Annotated in this window: 16 protein-coding genes; 12 read left to right on the forward strand and 4 right to left on the reverse strand. The window is 38.6% G+C overall.

Annotation, left to right across the window (positions count from 1 at the left end):
- Positions 1-3: 3 nt before the first annotated feature.
- Both ftsY and gshAB read left to right on the forward strand, forming a co-directional pair.
- Positions 4-1,002 carry a signal recognition particle-docking protein FtsY gene (gene ftsY, locus IGJ95_RS00690; RefSeq protein WP_010734424.1) on the forward strand — a complete coding sequence of 333 codons (999 nt, stop codon included), beginning with the start codon at positions 4-6 and terminating at the stop codon, positions 1,000-1,002.
- Between the two features lie 399 nt (positions 1,003-1,401).
- On the forward strand, positions 1,402-3,687 hold the full coding sequence (gene gshAB / locus IGJ95_RS00695) for a bifunctional glutamate--cysteine ligase GshA/glutathione synthetase GshB (protein WP_153829979.1): 2,286 nt from the start codon (positions 1,402-1,404) through the stop codon (positions 3,685-3,687).
- 142 nt (positions 3,688-3,829) lie between these two features.
- Here gshAB and IGJ95_RS00700 read toward each other — a convergent pair whose 3' ends face one another.
- On the reverse strand, positions 3,830-4,270 hold the full coding sequence (locus tag IGJ95_RS00700) for a YueI family protein (protein WP_023518915.1): 441 nt from the start codon (positions 4,268-4,270) through the stop codon (positions 3,830-3,832).
- Positions 4,271-4,653: 383 nt separating this feature from the next.
- Here IGJ95_RS00700 and IGJ95_RS00705 point away from each other — a divergent pair, with 383 nt between their 5' ends.
- Genes IGJ95_RS00705 through IGJ95_RS00720 form a run of 4 tightly spaced genes read left to right on the forward strand, consistent with a single transcriptional unit; the run spans position 4,654 to position 8,283 of the window.
- Positions 4,654-5,604, forward strand: coding sequence for an ABC transporter permease (locus tag IGJ95_RS00705; RefSeq protein WP_153829978.1), 951 nt, complete (start codon positions 4,654-4,656; stop codon positions 5,602-5,604).
- Entirely contained in the window at positions 5,597-6,556 is a 960-nt protein-coding gene (locus tag IGJ95_RS00710; protein WP_438761232.1) for an iron chelate uptake ABC transporter family permease subunit, read from the forward strand. Before IGJ95_RS00705 ends, IGJ95_RS00710 begins: the two co-directional genes overlap by 8 nt.
- A complete protein-coding gene (locus tag IGJ95_RS00715) occupies positions 6,553-7,308 on the forward strand; it encodes an iron ABC transporter ATP-binding protein (protein WP_023518917.1) in 756 nt (251 codons plus the stop codon). Before IGJ95_RS00710 ends, IGJ95_RS00715 begins: the two co-directional genes overlap by 4 nt.
- Positions 7,309-7,329: 21 nt before the next feature.
- A complete protein-coding gene (locus IGJ95_RS00720; protein ID WP_153829976.1) occupies positions 7,330-8,283 on the forward strand; it encodes a siderophore ABC transporter substrate-binding protein in 954 nt (317 codons plus the stop codon).
- A gap of 186 nt (positions 8,284-8,469) precedes the next feature.
- Here IGJ95_RS00720 and IGJ95_RS00725 read toward each other — a convergent pair whose 3' ends face one another.
- Positions 8,470-8,592 (reverse strand): hypothetical protein, encoded by a 123-nt coding sequence (locus tag IGJ95_RS00725; protein ID WP_010734417.1) that lies wholly within the window; start codon positions 8,590-8,592, stop codon positions 8,470-8,472.
- Positions 8,593-8,659: 67 nt separating this feature from the next.
- On the reverse strand, positions 8,660-8,956 hold the full coding sequence (locus tag IGJ95_RS00730; protein ID WP_010734416.1) for a hypothetical protein: 297 nt from the start codon (positions 8,954-8,956) through the stop codon (positions 8,660-8,662).
- Positions 8,957-9,175: 219 nt separating this feature from the next.
- On the opposite strand from IGJ95_RS00730, the gene IGJ95_RS00735 reads away from it, so the two are divergent.
- Genes IGJ95_RS00735 through IGJ95_RS00745 form a run of 3 tightly spaced genes read left to right on the forward strand, consistent with a single transcriptional unit; the run spans position 9,176 to position 11,076 of the window.
- Positions 9,176-9,754 carry a GNAT family N-acetyltransferase gene (locus IGJ95_RS00735; protein WP_010734415.1) on the forward strand — a complete coding sequence of 193 codons (579 nt, stop codon included), beginning with the start codon at positions 9,176-9,178 and terminating at the stop codon, positions 9,752-9,754.
- A gap of 47 nt (positions 9,755-9,801) precedes the next feature.
- Positions 9,802-10,161, forward strand: a complete 360-nt coding sequence (locus IGJ95_RS00740) for an iron-sulfur cluster biosynthesis family protein (RefSeq protein ID WP_010734414.1) — start codon at positions 9,802-9,804, stop codon at positions 10,159-10,161.
- 18 nt (positions 10,162-10,179) lie between these two features.
- Positions 10,180-11,076 (forward strand): metallophosphoesterase, encoded by an 897-nt coding sequence (locus IGJ95_RS00745; protein ID WP_023518919.1) that lies wholly within the window; start codon positions 10,180-10,182, stop codon positions 11,074-11,076.
- A 619-nt stretch (positions 11,077-11,695) separates the two neighbouring features.
- On the opposite strand, the gene IGJ95_RS00750 is transcribed toward IGJ95_RS00745, so the two are convergent.
- The gene (locus tag IGJ95_RS00750) at positions 11,696-12,430 is read right to left on the reverse strand and encodes an MIP/aquaporin family protein (RefSeq protein WP_010734412.1); all 735 of its coding nucleotides are present in this window, start codon (positions 12,428-12,430) and stop codon (positions 11,696-11,698) included.
- A gap of 433 nt (positions 12,431-12,863) precedes the next feature.
- On the opposite strand from IGJ95_RS00750, the gene IGJ95_RS00755 reads away from it, so the two are divergent.
- From IGJ95_RS00755 to IGJ95_RS00765, 3 genes are read left to right on the forward strand one after another with little or no spacing between them, the layout of a single operon-like run.
- Positions 12,864-14,393, forward strand: coding sequence for a helix-turn-helix domain-containing protein (locus tag IGJ95_RS00755; RefSeq protein WP_023518920.1), 1,530 nt, complete (start codon positions 12,864-12,866; stop codon positions 14,391-14,393).
- Positions 14,383-14,604, forward strand: coding sequence for a DUF2829 domain-containing protein (locus IGJ95_RS00760; RefSeq protein WP_438761234.1), 222 nt, complete (start codon positions 14,383-14,385; stop codon positions 14,602-14,604). The genes IGJ95_RS00755 and IGJ95_RS00760 overlap by 11 nt, the downstream gene beginning before the upstream one ends.
- Positions 14,601-15,362 carry a 3-oxoacyl-ACP reductase gene (locus IGJ95_RS00765; protein ID WP_153829974.1) on the forward strand — a complete coding sequence of 254 codons (762 nt, stop codon included), beginning with the start codon at positions 14,601-14,603 and terminating at the stop codon, positions 15,360-15,362. Before IGJ95_RS00760 ends, IGJ95_RS00765 begins: the two co-directional genes overlap by 4 nt.
- Positions 15,363-15,381: the final 19 nt, after the last annotated feature.

Consider the following 15,381-nt stretch of genomic DNA (forward strand, 5'->3'; position numbering starts at 1 on the left):
ACTATGGGATTTTTTGATAAGATCAAACGAGCCTTTACTGGTGAAGAAGCACCAGAAGAAGTAGAAGTACAAGAGAAATATGATAAGGGTCTAGAAAAGACCCGTAAAACGTTCGGTGAACGAATGAATGAACTGTTTGCGAATTTCCGTACGGTCGATGAAGATTTCTTCGAAGAATTGGAAGAAACATTGATCGGTGCAGATGTCGGCTTTGAAACAGCCATCAAGATCACTGAAGCGTTACGCCAAGAAGTGAAGCTAAGAAATGCCAAGAAACCAGCTGAGATCCAAAATGCGATCATCGAAAAATTAGTTGAGCTTTATGAGCAAGAAGGCATCGATGAAGTCAATACATTGAACCTCCAAGAAGAAGGATTGACAGTGATCCTCTTTGTTGGTGTCAATGGTGTAGGAAAGACGACGAGTATCGGTAAATTAGCACATCAATACAAAACGGAAGGCAAAAAGGTATTGTTAGCCGCAGCAGATACCTTCCGTGCGGGTGCGATCGATCAGTTAGTCGTTTGGGGAGAACGTGCAGAAGTTGAAGTGGTTCGAGGCAAAGCTGGTGGCGATCCTGCGGCAGTCGTTTACGATGCCATCGAAAAAGCCAAAGAACAACAAGCAGATATTTTACTTGTTGATACAGCTGGACGTCTGCAAAACAAAGTCAATTTGATGAACGAATTAGAGAAGATCAAACGTGTGATCCAACGAGAATTACCAGAAGCACCACATGAGATCTTACTTGTGTTAGATGCGACGACAGGGCAAAATGCCATGGTCCAAGCGAAACAGTTCAAAGAAACCTCTGATGTGACAGGGCTAGTTTTAACAAAATTAGACGGTACAGCTAAAGGTGGAATCGTCTTAGCCATTCGTAATGAATTGCACCTGCCGGTCAAACTTGTTGGTTTGGGTGAAGGCATCGATGATTTAGAAGCTTTTGATCCAAATGACTTTGTCATCGGTCTATTTAAAGGCTTATTGAAAGAAGAATAAACAGTATATGAGCATAAGTTCATCTAAAGAGCTTGTAACAAAGGTGTTCAACTTCAAGAAATAAAAAAGAAGCCACGGGAATCGTTCTTTAAATTTCCGTGGTTTTCCCTTTATTTTTGAAGAGGTTCCGTTTGTTTCAGGCTCTTTTTTCTCCTTCCAATGGACTAGCGATATTCAAGGAACAATATTTCGAGTATAAACCAAAAATGAACCAGCGATTTTTTTGACTGTGTCCTGTCTGGCTATGTGCTATCTTATTGTTCAGTTTGGAGTCATTTTCCTACAATATCAGCTGTTTTTTAAAAAAAACACCCCTTTTTTCTCATTTTCAAACAATTTCATTCTTTTTCTTGGCGGTTTTTACTATAATGAAACATATGAATTGGAGGACATTTAACCATGAACTATAAAGAATTATTACTGCATCCTCGTTCACTACCATTCATTAGTCAAGCCCGTTTTGGGGTTGAACGTGAAGGGCAACGTGTGAACTTCTCTGGAAAGTTGGCAACAACCGATCATCCTGAGGTTTTTGGGGATCGTACGTATCATCCATACATCCAGACAGATTTTAGTGAAACTCAAGTCGAATTGATTACTCCGGTCACGGATTCTATCAACGAACTTTTTAAATACTTGGAAGCAATCTACGACGTTGCTTCACGCTCAATGGCAGATGATGAAATGATCTGGCCTTTAAGTATGCCTCCGGCTTTACCTGAAAAAGACGAAGAGATCATGATTGCGAAGCTTTCTAATTTTGAAGATGTCTTGTATCGTCGTTATTTAGCAAAGGAATATGGCAAACGCAAGCAAATGGTCAGCGGCATCCATTTCAACTTTGAGTTTGGTGATGATCTTTTACAATCCTTGTTTGTACAACAAACAGAGTTTACCGACTTTGCAGCATTTAAAACAGAATTATATTTTAAAACAGCACAGAACTTCTTGCGTTATCGTTGGTTGATCACTTATTTGTTTGGGGCGTCACCTCTAAGTGAAGACCACTATTTTGTCGGCAAGCCAGCACCAGCAGAACCGGTACGCAGTATTCGTAATAGTTCCTATGGTTATACGAACCATCCGAATGTCAAAGTATCCTATGCGTCAATGCAACAATATTTAACCGATATTGAAAAAATGGTGGAAGAAGGCAAGTTATCCGAAGAAAAAGAATTCTATGCACCGATCCGTTTTCGTGGTGGAAAACGTGTAGCTGATTTAGCAAAATCAGGTATTCGCTATATTGAACTGAGAAATATTGATTTAAATCCTTACGCACGTGTAGGGATCAGTCAAGCACAAGTTCAGTTTTTACAATCGTTCTTAATGTATATGCTATGGATGGAACATGACGTAGCAGTCGATGCATGGGTCGAAGAAGGCGAGCAGCGAAATGAACACGTGTCGTTAGAAAACCCTATGGATCAAACTGCTTTTTATGATGAAGGAATACTGCTTCTTCAAGGAATGAAAGAGATGCTTGTAGCTTTAGGACAATCCGAACGCCTACCATTGATCGATGACATGATCGCACAATTGGATGAACCACGTGAAACATTGGCAGGCAAGATTTATCAGCAAGCACAACAAACAAGCCAGCATGACTTTGCTTATACTTTAGGAAAACAGTATGAAGAAGAAAGTCATGAACGTTCGTATCAATTAGCGGGATTTCGTGACATGGAACTGTCGACACAGATTCTGATGTTTGATGCGATCCAAAAGGGCATCGAAGTAAAGGTCATAGATGAATCAGATCAATTTTTACGTCTACAGCATCAAGAGCATATCGAATATGTAAAAAATGCCAATATGACAAGTAAAGACAGCTACATTGTGCCATTGATCATGGAAAATAAAACAGTCACTAAAAAAGTGCTAAAAGAGGCCGGATTCCGTGTACCTGAAGGAGCCGAATTTACTTCAATCGAAGAGGCTTTGAACGCTTATCCACGATTTGCAGAACAAGCCTTTGTTATTAAACCTAAATCGACCAATTATGGGTTAGGGATCACGATCTTCAAAGAAGGAGCATCTTTAGAAGATTACCAGGCTGGTTTAGCAATCGCTTTTCGTGAAGATACTTCTATACTGGTTGAAGCATTCATGCCTGGAACAGAATATCGCTTCTTTGTGATCGATGGGCAAGTAAAAGCGATCTTACTTCGTGTTCCTGCCAATGTTGTGGGTGACGGAAAACGGACGGTGGAAGAACTTGTCGCTGAAAAAAACCTAGATCCATTAAGAGGCAGTCACCATCGTGCACCATTGGAATTGATCCAGTTAGGTGAACTTGAGCAGTTGATGTTAAAAGAGCAAGGACTAACCATCCATTCTGTACCTGAAAAAGATCAAATCGTGTATTTACGCGAAAATTCCAATATCAGTACAGGTGGCGATTCAATCGACGTAACAGATGTATTTTCAGACGCGTATAAACAAATTGCCCAACAAGCAGTGGAAGCCCTAGGAGCGAAAATCAGCGGCATCGATTTGATCATTCCTGATAAAGATATCGATCCTCAAACAGATGACCAAGCCTATGGCATCATTGAAGCAAACTTCAATCCAGCGATGCACATGCACGTTTACCCATTTGCTGGCCAAGGCAGAAGACTGACAATGAATGTCTTAGAGCTGTTGTATCCTGAAGTGATCAACAGACAAGAAGAGACTAAATAAATCATGAACCTGTAGGACAAAAAAATCATCCACATCACTAGATTTATCTAGTTTGTGAATGATTTTTTGTTTTGCCACAGGTACATACGAACGCTGACAAATTTTGATTAGAAACTCAAAGAATCGAGTGAACTTTTAGAAATTATTTGAATAATCGGTCCCAAAAGCTTTTTTTCTTTGGTTGTTCTTCTTCTTGTTTCGTTGGATATTTTTCTTCTACGTCAATAACGGGCTCATTCACCGCTTCTTTGGCCGCAATCAGTAGACCAATACTTTGCGGATCTTCAGAAACATGATCGTTTACAACCGTGAATTTCGTTTGATTTTTCGTTGCCAATTGGATGTATTGATTCTGGATATCCAGGGGTAAGGTCCCGTTTATCAGAATAAATGCTTCTGGTCGTTTCTCTAGTTCTTGTAGGAACTTTTCTTTATTTGTCGGCTCATTCATTTCAGCAACGGTCATACTGAGGTAGCAACGTTCACGAAAGGTACCTAGGTATTTATGCTGTTCTTCTGGGTTGACCAAGGGCGTGCCATACATTCCTTTGTCCAAATGATTTTTCAATTCATCTGATGCCATCCAATTTCCTCCTTTGTTGTTTTAAGTCATTATAACATAGAGGTTGTGACAGAAGCATTTTGACCTGATCAGTAAGCTAGAAAATTGAAAAATAGTTTTTCATATTTTGTCATTTTCTAGCTTAGTGTTGAAGGTTAGCTTTTGGATCACCGTGTAACCAGGTTGTGAGAAAGTCGTTTAGCTCCAAGCATTAAGGCAGAAATTGAGAAATAGCTTCCCACATTTTTAAGGTCAGAAACAAAAATGAATTTTATTTTTGTATCGTACACGTATTCTAAAATTTATAGGGATTGCTCTTATTTCATTAAAAAACGGTTGCTTTTGTTCAATGCTTCACTTAGAATAAGAATGAGAATCATTCTCAGTTAGCGAGGTAAAGGGAAATGCGCGTGGGTCGCTTGATGGTTTTGTTAGTTATTTTAAGTATATGTTCGCTATTTATTGGCGTGTCTCGAGTGGAATTCATGGAGATTATCCGATTTGAAGGACAGAGTATGCAATTGTTGTTGGCGACACGTTTTCCGCGAACGATCTGTTTAGTACTGGTAGGGGCAACGAGTAGTATTTGTGGGTTGATCATGCAACATCTGACTCAAAATAAATTTGTTTCACCAACGACAGCTGGCACGATGGATAGTGCGAGATTGGGTATCTTAGTGGTGATGCTCTTTTTACCGAATGCTTCTTTGTGGATTCGTTCAGCAACTGCATTTTTATTTGCGTTTGCAGGTACGCTCTTATTTTTATCTTTTGCACGATTTTTTCCACAAAAAAATCAGCTGATGTTACCATTGATCGGCGTGATGCTAGGAAATATTATCGGCTCTGCTGCAACATTTTTCGCCTATCAGTTTCAGTTAGTACAAAATATGTCTTCATGGCTACAAGGAAATTTTGCAACAGTCATACGGGGAAATTATGAATTATTGTATGTAACGATTCCTTTATTACTTATCTTATCTTTTTTTGCCTATCAATTTACGATCGTAGGCTTAGGTGAATCGTTCGCAGTGAATTTAGGGATGAATTATCGCAACATGCAACTACTAGGGATTGGCCTTGTTTCTTTAGCCAGTGCGATCACTTTGATCATGGTTGGGACGATTCCTTTCTTGGGAGTGATCATTCCAAATATCACAGCAAAGCTCTATGGGGATCAGGTACATAAAACGTTAGGAATTACCGCCATTTTTGGTAGTATCTTTTTGCTTATCTGTGACATGATCGCTCGTCTTGTGATTTTTCCTTATGAAATCCCAGTCAGCGTCATCGTAGGGATCATCGGTGGTTTGATTTTCCTTTACTTGTTAGTAAGGGGGCGCAAACATGGGTAAAAAGATCACTGGTCTATTTTTTATTTTGTCTCTACTCGTGATTGGCGTGACGATCGGCTATTTGACTATCAACACGTATGGTAATTGGGCTTTTGCATGGGCCTTACGAAGCAAAAAAATCATGGCGTTCATTTTAGTGGCACTCGCGACAAGCAGTGCGACCGTTAGTTTCCAAACGATTACCCAAAATCAATTTTTGACACCTTCTGTGTTAGGACTCGATTCCCTCTATGTACTTGTTCAAACCCTCCTCTTTTTCTTGATTGGTGGGGTGACGATGCTTCAGCAAACAGGCACAGCCTTTTTCTTAGTCAACGTGGCATTGATGGTTGGCTTAAGCCAGTTATTGTTTTTCTTTTTATTACGAAAAGAAGCCCCTAACTTATTCTTATTATTGATGACGGGGATGATTTTAGGGACACTTTTCAATAGTATCAGTACGTTTTTACAAGTGGTGATGGACCCGAATGAATATGATTTGTTGCAAGGGAAGTTATTTGCTAGTTTCGGTAATGTCCAGACCGCCTACCTCCTACCTGCTGCATTGTTGATTGGCTGTTGTTGGGTGTTCCTTTTTTATAAAAGACATTTTCTGGATATCTTTCATCTAGGGAAGGATCAAGCAACGAACCTTGGGATTGAGACAGAGCGTTTTCAATTTTCTATTCTTTGTTGTGTCAGCTTGTTGACAGGAACAGCCACTGCTTTGGTGGGACCAATCACCTTTCTTGGATTTATTGTCGCAAACGTCAGCTATCGTTTGTTTGCAACGTATCGTCATGGTGTTTTGCTACTAGGAAGTTTTTTGATTGCTTTCTTGTTTTTGACTGGGGGACAATTGATCGTTGAGCAAGTGTTTGGGTGGAACACGACGGTCAGTGTGGTTGTAGAGTTCACAGGGGGTATTTACTTTATTACAAAATTGATTCGAGAAAGGAAGGAACTGGGATGATCAATTTGAATAGTGTCGAGAAGTCTTACCAAGGAAAAACGGTCGTCGAGGCCTTGCAATTGGAAATCTCGGATCAACAATTGACAGCCTTCATCGGTCCAAACGGCGCAGGAAAGTCAACCGTTCTTTCTATGATCAGTCGTTTGATTCCTAAAGATGCAGGTGAGATCTACTTGGATCACAATGAAGTAAAAGCTTGGAAGTCCAAAGAGATGGCAAAAAAACTAGCTATTTTGAAACAATCTAATGAGATCAGTATGAAAATCACAGTCGAGGAGCTTGTATCGTTCGGGCGTTTTCCTTATTCGAAAGGAAAGCTGACAACGAAAGACCATCAGATCATCGAAGAATCACTCCAGCATCTAGGGTTGGAAGAACTGAAGGACCAAACGATCGACACGCTTTCTGGGGGTCAGTTGCAACGAGCGTATATTGCGATGGTTCTTGCGCAAGATACTGATTACATTTTGCTGGATGAACCACTCAATAATCTCGATATGAATTTTGCGGTACAAATCATGCAAATTTTAAAGCGCCTTGTACAAGAATTAGGAAAAACGATCATCATTGTGTTACACGATATCAACTTTGCAGCGAGTTACGCAGATGAAATCGTCGCAATGAAACAAGGGAAGTTATTTAGACAAGGCAAAACGAACGATATTATTAAAAAAGAAGTACTAGATCAATTATACGAAATGGACATTCGAATCTGTGAAATCGAAGGACGCAGATTTTGTCTTTATTTCTAAAAACTACGAAGGAGCGTCAAAATGAAGAAAATAGTTTTAGGATTTTTAGTCATAGCATCATTAGGATTAGCAGCATGTGGAAATAACGAAGCACAAACGAGTGAAACAAAAGCATCAAGTACTGTCACAACGGATACAATGTTGACAGTCAAAGATAGCAATGGTGAGTCTGTAGAAGTGCAACAAAACCCTGAGAAAGTTGTAGTGTTCGACAATGGATCATTAGATACGCTTGATGCATTAGGTGTTGGAGACAAAGTCATAGGAGCGGCAACTAAAAATTTACCTGCTTACTTAGAAAAATATCAAGAAGTTGAATCTGCTGGAGGAATCAAAGAACCAGATTTGGAAAAAATCAATGAGATGCAACCAGATTTGATTATTATTTCCGGTCGTCAAAGTGATTATCAGGAACAGTTGAGCCAAATTGCCCCAACACTATATTTAGCAATGGATGCAGAAAAGCCATGGGAATCGATGCAAGAAAATGTGACAACATTGGCAAAGATTTTTGATAAAGAAAAAGAAGCAGAAGAAAAATTAACAGATTTAACGAAACAAATCGATGAAGTGAAAGAGAAAGCCAGCGCGCTTGATCAAACAGCTTTAGTTACTTTAGTGAATGAAGGGCAACTTTCAGCATATGGTTCAGGTTCACGTTTCGGACTCGTTCATGATTTATTTGGCTTTAAACAAGCCGATGATCAAATCGAGGCGTCTACACATGGTCAAAGTGTTTCTTATGAATATGTTTTAGAGAAGAATCCAGGGATTTTATTTGTGATTGATCGTACCAAAGCAATTGGTGGAGATACAAGCAACGATAACGTAGCTGCCAATGAATTAGTGGCACAAACAGATGCCGGTAAAAATGATCAAGTAATTTCATTGCAACCAGATGTATGGTATTTGAGTGGTGGTGGACTTGAATCAATGAACTTGATGATTGAAAATGTCAATCAAGCGCTAAAATAATTTTTCAATGAATAACTAAGAAAATGAGCCTGGTACATCAGTCATCTTGCATCCTACAACTGAATAAACGGTGTTCCAGAAGTAGCACCTTCAAAAAATAAGCCGAGAAACCCAAAATTTGAAAAACAATTTTCGGGTTTCTCGGCTTATTTCTCGGAGCTAGGCACTTCTATCACAACCTCTGATTCAATGGGTGATTGTTTGATCGTTAGGAAAATCTAGTGTAAGGGTAAATTCATTATCGACTTCATAAGGATCGATTCGTGGGGTTGTATCATGGAAAAAGTGAGCAAGCCATTGTCGGAACATAAGATCGCCTCCTTTGATTTGATTAAAGGATACAAGGCGAACCTTAGAGAAAGCTTAAAGCATAGAATCAAGCATGTGTTTCGGCTAATGCTTGATAATTGACGATCTTGACTTGACGATAAAAGTCAGCTGGCAGTTTTGACCAACGTTTCAAAAGTTGATAAAAATAACTATCTTCCGCTTTGATTTTGTACTCACTTAAAATCAATCCGAAGTAGTTTGGTTTTTTCTTTGCTAATTTGTGATAGATCGACAATGCTTTTTCTTTGTCTTCATCAACAAATAGTGTTTTGACTTCAATATAAGATCCTTCAATGTTCTGCGTTTCTTCAATAAAGTAAATGCTTTTTATATACTCTGTCATAAGTAAGACCTCCAGCGCTTGTTTAGTTGTTAAGATAACAATAGCTAAAATTTGTTAATAAATCGTGAACAAATAATTATTCTTTTTCAGCAATTGTTTAAGTTTTTTCGCTTATCTATAGTTAATCTGTTATTTTAAGGAGATATTAAGTTTTGTCTTGCTTCTTTCCGTGAATTTCGATACAGTAATTTAAACTAAAGAAAAAAGTAGGGGATGCACATGGAATTATTGATCAATCGAAACTTAGTGTTTGCAGAAAATCGTGTCATAGAAACGGAACGTCTGATTTTAAGACCAATCACATTGGAAGACGTAGAAGATATATTTGAATATGCCCATGATGTAGAAACGACCCGCTTTGTTTTCCCTCGACATCAGTCGATCGAAGATACAAAAATCAGTGTTGCGAATTTTTTTATGGCATCACCGCTTGGAAAATATGCTATTGAATGGAAAGAAAACCGCAAGATGATTGGTACGATCGATTTGCGGATACAAGAAGGCGATGATACGGCTGAATTAGGTTACGCTTTAAATAAAAAGTATTGGGGAAAAGGAATCATGCCGGAAGCTGGAAAAGCGCTTCTGAAATTGGGCTTTGAAAAAATGGATCTCGTAAGGATCTTTGCTTATCATAATACGAAAAATAGTAAATCGGGACGAGTGATGGACAAGTTAGGAATGAGAGAAGAAGCTGTGATTCCTGATGCAAAACGAGAAAAAGGAGAAATTATTTCAATCGTTCTTAAAGGAATTACCAAAAAAGCTTGGTTGGAAGGTCACCCAAAAACAAGTTAGTTGCAACTTCGTACAAAAATCATTAAGCTAAAATTGAGGTGATTAAGATGGAATTTATCGTATCAAAAGAAGCGGAAGAACTGCTTCGTGGAAAAGTGAATGACAATGAACAATTATTGCTAGATGTAGAAGACGGAGATGGACCATTTGCGAATAGCCGGATCACTTGCCAAATCGATACTTCTTTTCGTCTGATTATTGTAGAAAAAGAAACATCGGCAGATCTAAGCTTATATTCTGAAGTAGTCGATACCCAAATGGGACCAATCAAAATCAAGAAAAGCGCACTCGTTTATTTGGATAATCCGACGACGTTAGCAGTAGAACCAACTTACAAGAGTCTGCAACTGAAAGGACCAGGAGGAATTATCAAAAATAACCTCCAAATCGTCACATCAACTATCTAAGATTTAGAAGGAAAAAGAATGGGAAATTTAGCGATCATCAGTGACTTACATGTGGACATCAATCAATTTGGCGAAGCTGAATTAATGCTCTTATGGGAAGTCTTACAACAAAAAAAGATTACTCGGCTTCATTTGGCTGGGGATACCGCCAATAAAGTCGATCGTTGTGTCGCAGTCGCTGAATTTTTTGCAGAGCGACTACCAACGACTTTCCATTTTGGCAATCATGAGTTAGCCGATGTTACTGGCGAAGCAATGATCAGTCATTTTCCAGACGTCCATTTTTTGAATGAGCGCTATATTCCATTAAATGAGAAAACCGTGTTATTAGGCATCAACGGTTGGTATGATTACCAATTCTCAGAAGAAAAAGACGTGAAGAAAATCGTTCGGATGAAGCGTTTGTACTGGTATGACCGCTTGATTGAGCGAGATGGAACGGATCTAGAAGTGAATGATCGAGTAGTAGAAGCAACACGATCATTATTGGATACGCTACACAAAAAGAAAATGAATGTGATCTTATCAACACATTTTGTCCCAAAACAAGAATTCATTGTTTACCAAAACGCGCCTTATGAACGTTGGAACCAACTCAATGCGTTCTTAGGTTCAGCTTCATTTGGAAAACTACTCGATCAATACGATAATCTTCAACAAGTCGTCTTTGGGCATACACATCGACGGTTTGAGGATAAAGTACTCCAAGGAACGACGTATAGTTGTCGGCCGTTTGGCTATTATTACGAATGGCAATTGACACGAGATTTTATCGATGAATATCAATTGATTGATCGTTACAATCCAATGAAATTACGCGTATTATTACGAACGCATCGTCCAGAATTTAAAGAATACCAGTTACAACATTTAAAAAAAGAGTTTGAACAAGCAGTAACAGTGATTGCTTACTGAAAATTTGAAGACCACCAAGTATCGATTTAGATGACACTTGGTGGTTTTTCATATATTTTTTGGTTTTACTTCATCGATCGTGTAATCTAGCGTTACATCAGATAATAAGCTGCCAACTTCTTTTTTCAATTCACTTGTCTAAATGGATTCTTAATCGTTTTTTTGTCTTACTTGTGTCCATAATGATTAAATTCTCTCTTTGATGTACAAACTACGACCCTATCCTACCCTTATTTAGGGGGATATACGATAAGAATATTCTTTGTTACTCTATAGTAGAAACTGCTCCGAAGCGAATGGTTATACACTTCGGTTTTTTGTATTGATTTATCTAACCGAGATTTTATTCTTATTTTTGATAAAGATAAAACTTATCATGCCAATCACGAAGAGTACCAAGCCAAAAAGTAAAGTATGAGTGATGCCGATTGGCTAAGGTGCCACCTGTCCTTGATTAAAAAAAAGTATTGAAGATATCCGATAAACAAAGAAACTGGCATCAAGATGATTTAAAGGATATTAAGCCAATCAGAGGATGATTTTAGTTTTGAAATCAATAAAAAACGGAAATCTAAGGAATTGCTTCCAAAGATTTCCGTTTTTATAGTACTCATTAATTTTATGCCATAAATAATGCTTTGTAGACAAATACTGCTACAACACCGGCACAAATTGGTGCAATAACTGGAACCCAAGCGTAATCCCATTGTGAAGAACCTTTATGTTTCAATGGTAACAACGCATGAACCAAACGAGGTGCAAAGTCACGTGCTGGGTTCAATCCAGGGCCTGTAGGACCACCTAGTGAAGCGACCAATGTCCAAACTAAGAAACCAAGAGCTAAGTGAGCTGTTCCTAAGTTATCTTGGAAGAAAGGTGCTTTTGTGATACCTAACGCGCCAAAGAATAAAACGAATGAACCGAAGAATTCGTTGACGAAACCATTGAATTTAGAACCAACACTGTTGATAGTTGAGAAAGTTCCTAAGACATGGTTTACATCTTCAGTTTGATCATAGTAAGGTTTATAACAAGCGACCACGATCAATTGTCCAAGAGCTGCTCCAAGTAATTGTGCAACGATATAAGGCACGACTTCTGCCCAAGGGAATAAACCATTAGAGGCTAAAGCGATCGTAAATGCCGGATTGATATGATTTCCGCTAATGCCACCAAAAATCATTGCTGGCATCATCACACCAAAACCATAACCAACAGCAATCAGCATCCAGTCACTGCCATATCCTTTTGTTCCTTTTAAATCTACGTTTGCGACAGCACCATTACCTAAAACGATCAATAATGCTGTACCAAGTAGTTCCGCCGCTAGACGGGTCATAAGTGAATAATCCATAATACCCTCCATTAATTTATTGAAATATAAAAAAGAAACAACAACACAGCGGGTGAAGTGTTCCGTAAGAGGTGTACTTCTGTTGTCGTGATAAGTGCAAAATAAAAAACGACTTCTTTATAGAAAGAAATCCGAGCAACAGTCGACACATTGATAAAACCCTATGACACAAAACACCAACCCTAACTATAAATATATCAAAAATAAATAGTGAATTTTATCAAATATTGTTGCTATCAACAAACATTTTTTGAAAATTTCAGAAAAAATGAAACTGAAATGGAACGAATAATCGCACTATGCACGATGAGTGAATCGTCTACAAAAAGAAGGGGATTACTGTAATTGAATGCCTCCTTAGCTTGTCTGTTTTGGTGTTTCAATAAGGATTATATGCTACAATGAGGAAAATAGTCGATAAGGGGTGAAGTCGTTGTATTTGTCTTCTGAGTACTTAAAACGTTTTGACAAAGACTTATATTACAAGGTGCTCTTACTCGAAAGCTTTGAGGATCAGGTAGGGCACACAGCGGCACAACTTGCACAAAAGGTTCAACTAGACGCACGAAGTGTAACCAGATATTTAGTTGAATTGATCAAAAATTATCAATTATTCAGTGGAAAAGAGCAATCTTTATTTACGAAGAATCATCGATCGGGTTATCATTTCTATGATTCTCTGGATCCTATTGAACGTGAACGCTTTTTGATTTACCTCGTGCAAAGTACGCTTAAATACCAGCTATTGCACGACATTTTTTTTGAAGAATTTCATACGCTCTATCAATTCTCACAAAAGCATTATATTAGTGAGTCAACTGCTCATCGGAAAATCAATGATTGGAAAGAACAATTTTCGAGGTATGGTATCCAACTCAAAAGAGGAAGCTATATTGCGTGTGGGGAAGAAGAAATCATTCGATTATACCTACATATGACTTTTTGGCAGTTATTTCGTGGTAAAGTTTGGCCCTTCGAAACTATTCCACAACAGGACGTCAAACAAATTGCTGACCAGATTTTACAGTTTTTTGATGTTCGGTTGAATGAGATCAAGAAACGGCGATTAGAGTATATGTTAGGTGCATTTTTCTTACGTAAATCACAAAAACATTTCGTGGTTTTAAATAATAAAAAACGACAGTTGATTGAAAAAAATCCACTCTTTGAAGCATTCAGTCAGTGGATGGCGCCTTTTTTTCCAAACTATTTCCAAGGGAAAGAAGAATTAGGTGCACTATTTCTAGTGCTGATGACCAGAGAAGAATACTATCAATCGTCAGGAATCCGTAAGCAGATTTTTGCTTTTCACCGAAAACAACAAACCGCTCCTTTTATAGCTCTATTAGAAATGAAGAATGCGTTAGCAGCATACTGTGAAGAAAAGCAGTTGACCGAGGAATCATTCACCAAAGAAGCAGAGAACTATTTGCTAAGTAGTCATCTGTTCGCGTACTTATTTCCTCATGCGAAGGAAATGGTTGATGGGGAAGGTAGCAATTTTTCTAGACACTTCGTTAGTGAAAATGAGTCATTGAAACAATGGTTGCTGAATTTTTTCAATCGTGCAACACAACGTGCAGACGAGTGGGTCTATGAGAATGCGACTTTCTTGATGCGAAGGTATCTAACCGTGTTAAAAACGATGCGTGTTTTTGATCGACAATTACCAAAAGTCACTATTTTACTGATGACAGACTTTCCTCTTTTTGAAGAAGAATTACTAAAAGAAAACCTAAGGTACTTTTTCAGAGAGGAGTATCAGTTGTACTTTTTACCAGCGGATTATCGAGGAAGAGAGGTCGATCTATTACTATCCACAAGCAAGATCCATCGCAAACCTTGGGCGGATCTAGACTATTTCATCGTCACAGATGAACTTGAACTCTCGGATTATATCCGTTTATTTGATAAAATCAAAGAAATCCAAATAAAGAAAGAGAGAAAAAATCATGATATTTGAAGAAGTATTGCCACAGTTAAAAACAGGTGCAAAGGTTATTAGAAAAGGTTGGAGTGGATTTGAATTATATGTTGTTCTAGTATCCGATGATGAATTTGATGGTTGTCCAGTAACGCCTTATTTTCTGATCAAAACGAGCGACGAAGGATTTTCTAGCTTTGCGCCAACCGTTTGCGATATTCTAGCAGAAGATTGGATGATCGTTGAATGACGAATCATTATCCGGACTTAGCGAGTCAAGTCGTCTTTGTGACAGGTGCCGCTCAAGGAATCGGTGCTGCACAAGCAGAAGCTTTTTTAAATCAAGGAGCGAAAGTATTTGGTGTGGATTTGAAATTAGGTAAGATGGAAGAACTAGCCATAAAATATCCTACGCATTTTATCTCATTTCTCGGTGATATTTCACAAAAAGAAGTGATTGAACAAGCGGTCACTACGTGTCATGAAAAAGTCGGCGATATTTCAATCTTATTGAATACCGCAGGGATTCTTGATGGCTACAAGCCTTTATTAGACACAGACGAAACACTTTGGGATCGGATCTATGAGGTCAACGTAAGAAGTCTCTTTCGATTAACAAAACAAGTGTTGCCTGATATGCTCGAACAGCAAACGGGAACGATCATCAATATGGCCTCCATTGCAGGTATGGTGGCTGGCGGTGGTGGGATCGCGTATACGAGTGCCAAACATGCCATTATTGGGTTCACAAAGCAATTAGCCCTTGATTATGCTGCGCAAGGGATCCGTGTAAAAGCCATCGCACCAGGCGCCATCCAAACACCGATGAATGCAGCTGATTTTGCAGGTGACGGAGAGATGGCCAAATGGGTCGCAGAAGAAACGCCTGTTAAGCGTTGGGCACAGCCGGAAGAAGTGGCAGAATTGACGTTATTTCTTGCGACGCCTCAAGCGAGTTATATCCATGGAGCAATCGTTCCAATCGATGGTGGATGGTTGCTTAAATAGCTGAAAGAAGAATAAGTGG

It is taken from the genome of Enterococcus sp. AZ156, assembly GCF_051714165.1.
Lineage (GTDB): Bacteria > Bacillota > Bacilli > Lactobacillales > Enterococcaceae > Enterococcus_B > Enterococcus_B pernyi.

Bases quoted from the DNA above. Each gene is read 5' to 3' on its own strand.
- IGJ95_RS00735 (WP_010734415.1), top strand. From the start codon at position 9,176: ATGGAATTATTGATCAATCGAAACTTAGTGTTTGCAGAAAATCGTGTC.
- IGJ95_RS00760 (WP_438761234.1), top strand. From the start codon at position 14,383: ATGATATTTGAAGAAGTATTGCCACAGTTAAAAACAGGTGCAAAGGTT.
- IGJ95_RS00730 (WP_010734416.1), bottom strand. From the start codon at position 8,956: ATGACAGAGTATATAAAAAGCATTTACTTTATTGAAGAAACGCAGAAC.
- IGJ95_RS00715 (WP_023518917.1), top strand. From the start codon at position 6,553: ATGATCAATTTGAATAGTGTCGAGAAGTCTTACCAAGGAAAAACGGTC.
- IGJ95_RS00750 (WP_010734412.1), bottom strand. From the start codon at position 12,430: ATGGATTATTCACTTATGACCCGTCTAGCGGCGGAACTACTTGGTACA.
- ftsY (WP_010734424.1), top strand. From the start codon at position 4: ATGGGATTTTTTGATAAGATCAAACGAGCCTTTACTGGTGAAGAAGCA.
- IGJ95_RS00765 (WP_153829974.1), top strand. From the start codon at position 14,601: ATGACGAATCATTATCCGGACTTAGCGAGTCAAGTCGTCTTTGTGACA.
- IGJ95_RS00720 (WP_153829976.1), top strand. From the start codon at position 7,330: ATGAAGAAAATAGTTTTAGGATTTTTAGTCATAGCATCATTAGGATTA.
- IGJ95_RS00710 (WP_438761232.1), top strand. From the start codon at position 5,597: ATGGGTAAAAAGATCACTGGTCTATTTTTTATTTTGTCTCTACTCGTG.
- IGJ95_RS00740 (WP_010734414.1), top strand. From the start codon at position 9,802: ATGGAATTTATCGTATCAAAAGAAGCGGAAGAACTGCTTCGTGGAAAA.
- IGJ95_RS00700 (WP_023518915.1), bottom strand. From the start codon at position 4,270: ATGGCATCAGATGAATTGAAAAATCATTTGGACAAAGGAATGTATGGC.
- gshAB (WP_153829979.1), top strand. From the start codon at position 1,402: ATGAACTATAAAGAATTATTACTGCATCCTCGTTCACTACCATTCATT.
- IGJ95_RS00705 (WP_153829978.1), top strand. From the start codon at position 4,654: ATGCGCGTGGGTCGCTTGATGGTTTTGTTAGTTATTTTAAGTATATGT.
- IGJ95_RS00745 (WP_023518919.1), top strand. From the start codon at position 10,180: ATGGGAAATTTAGCGATCATCAGTGACTTACATGTGGACATCAATCAA.
- IGJ95_RS00725 (WP_010734417.1), bottom strand. From the start codon at position 8,592: ATGTTCCGACAATGGCTTGCTCACTTTTTCCATGATACAACCCCACGA.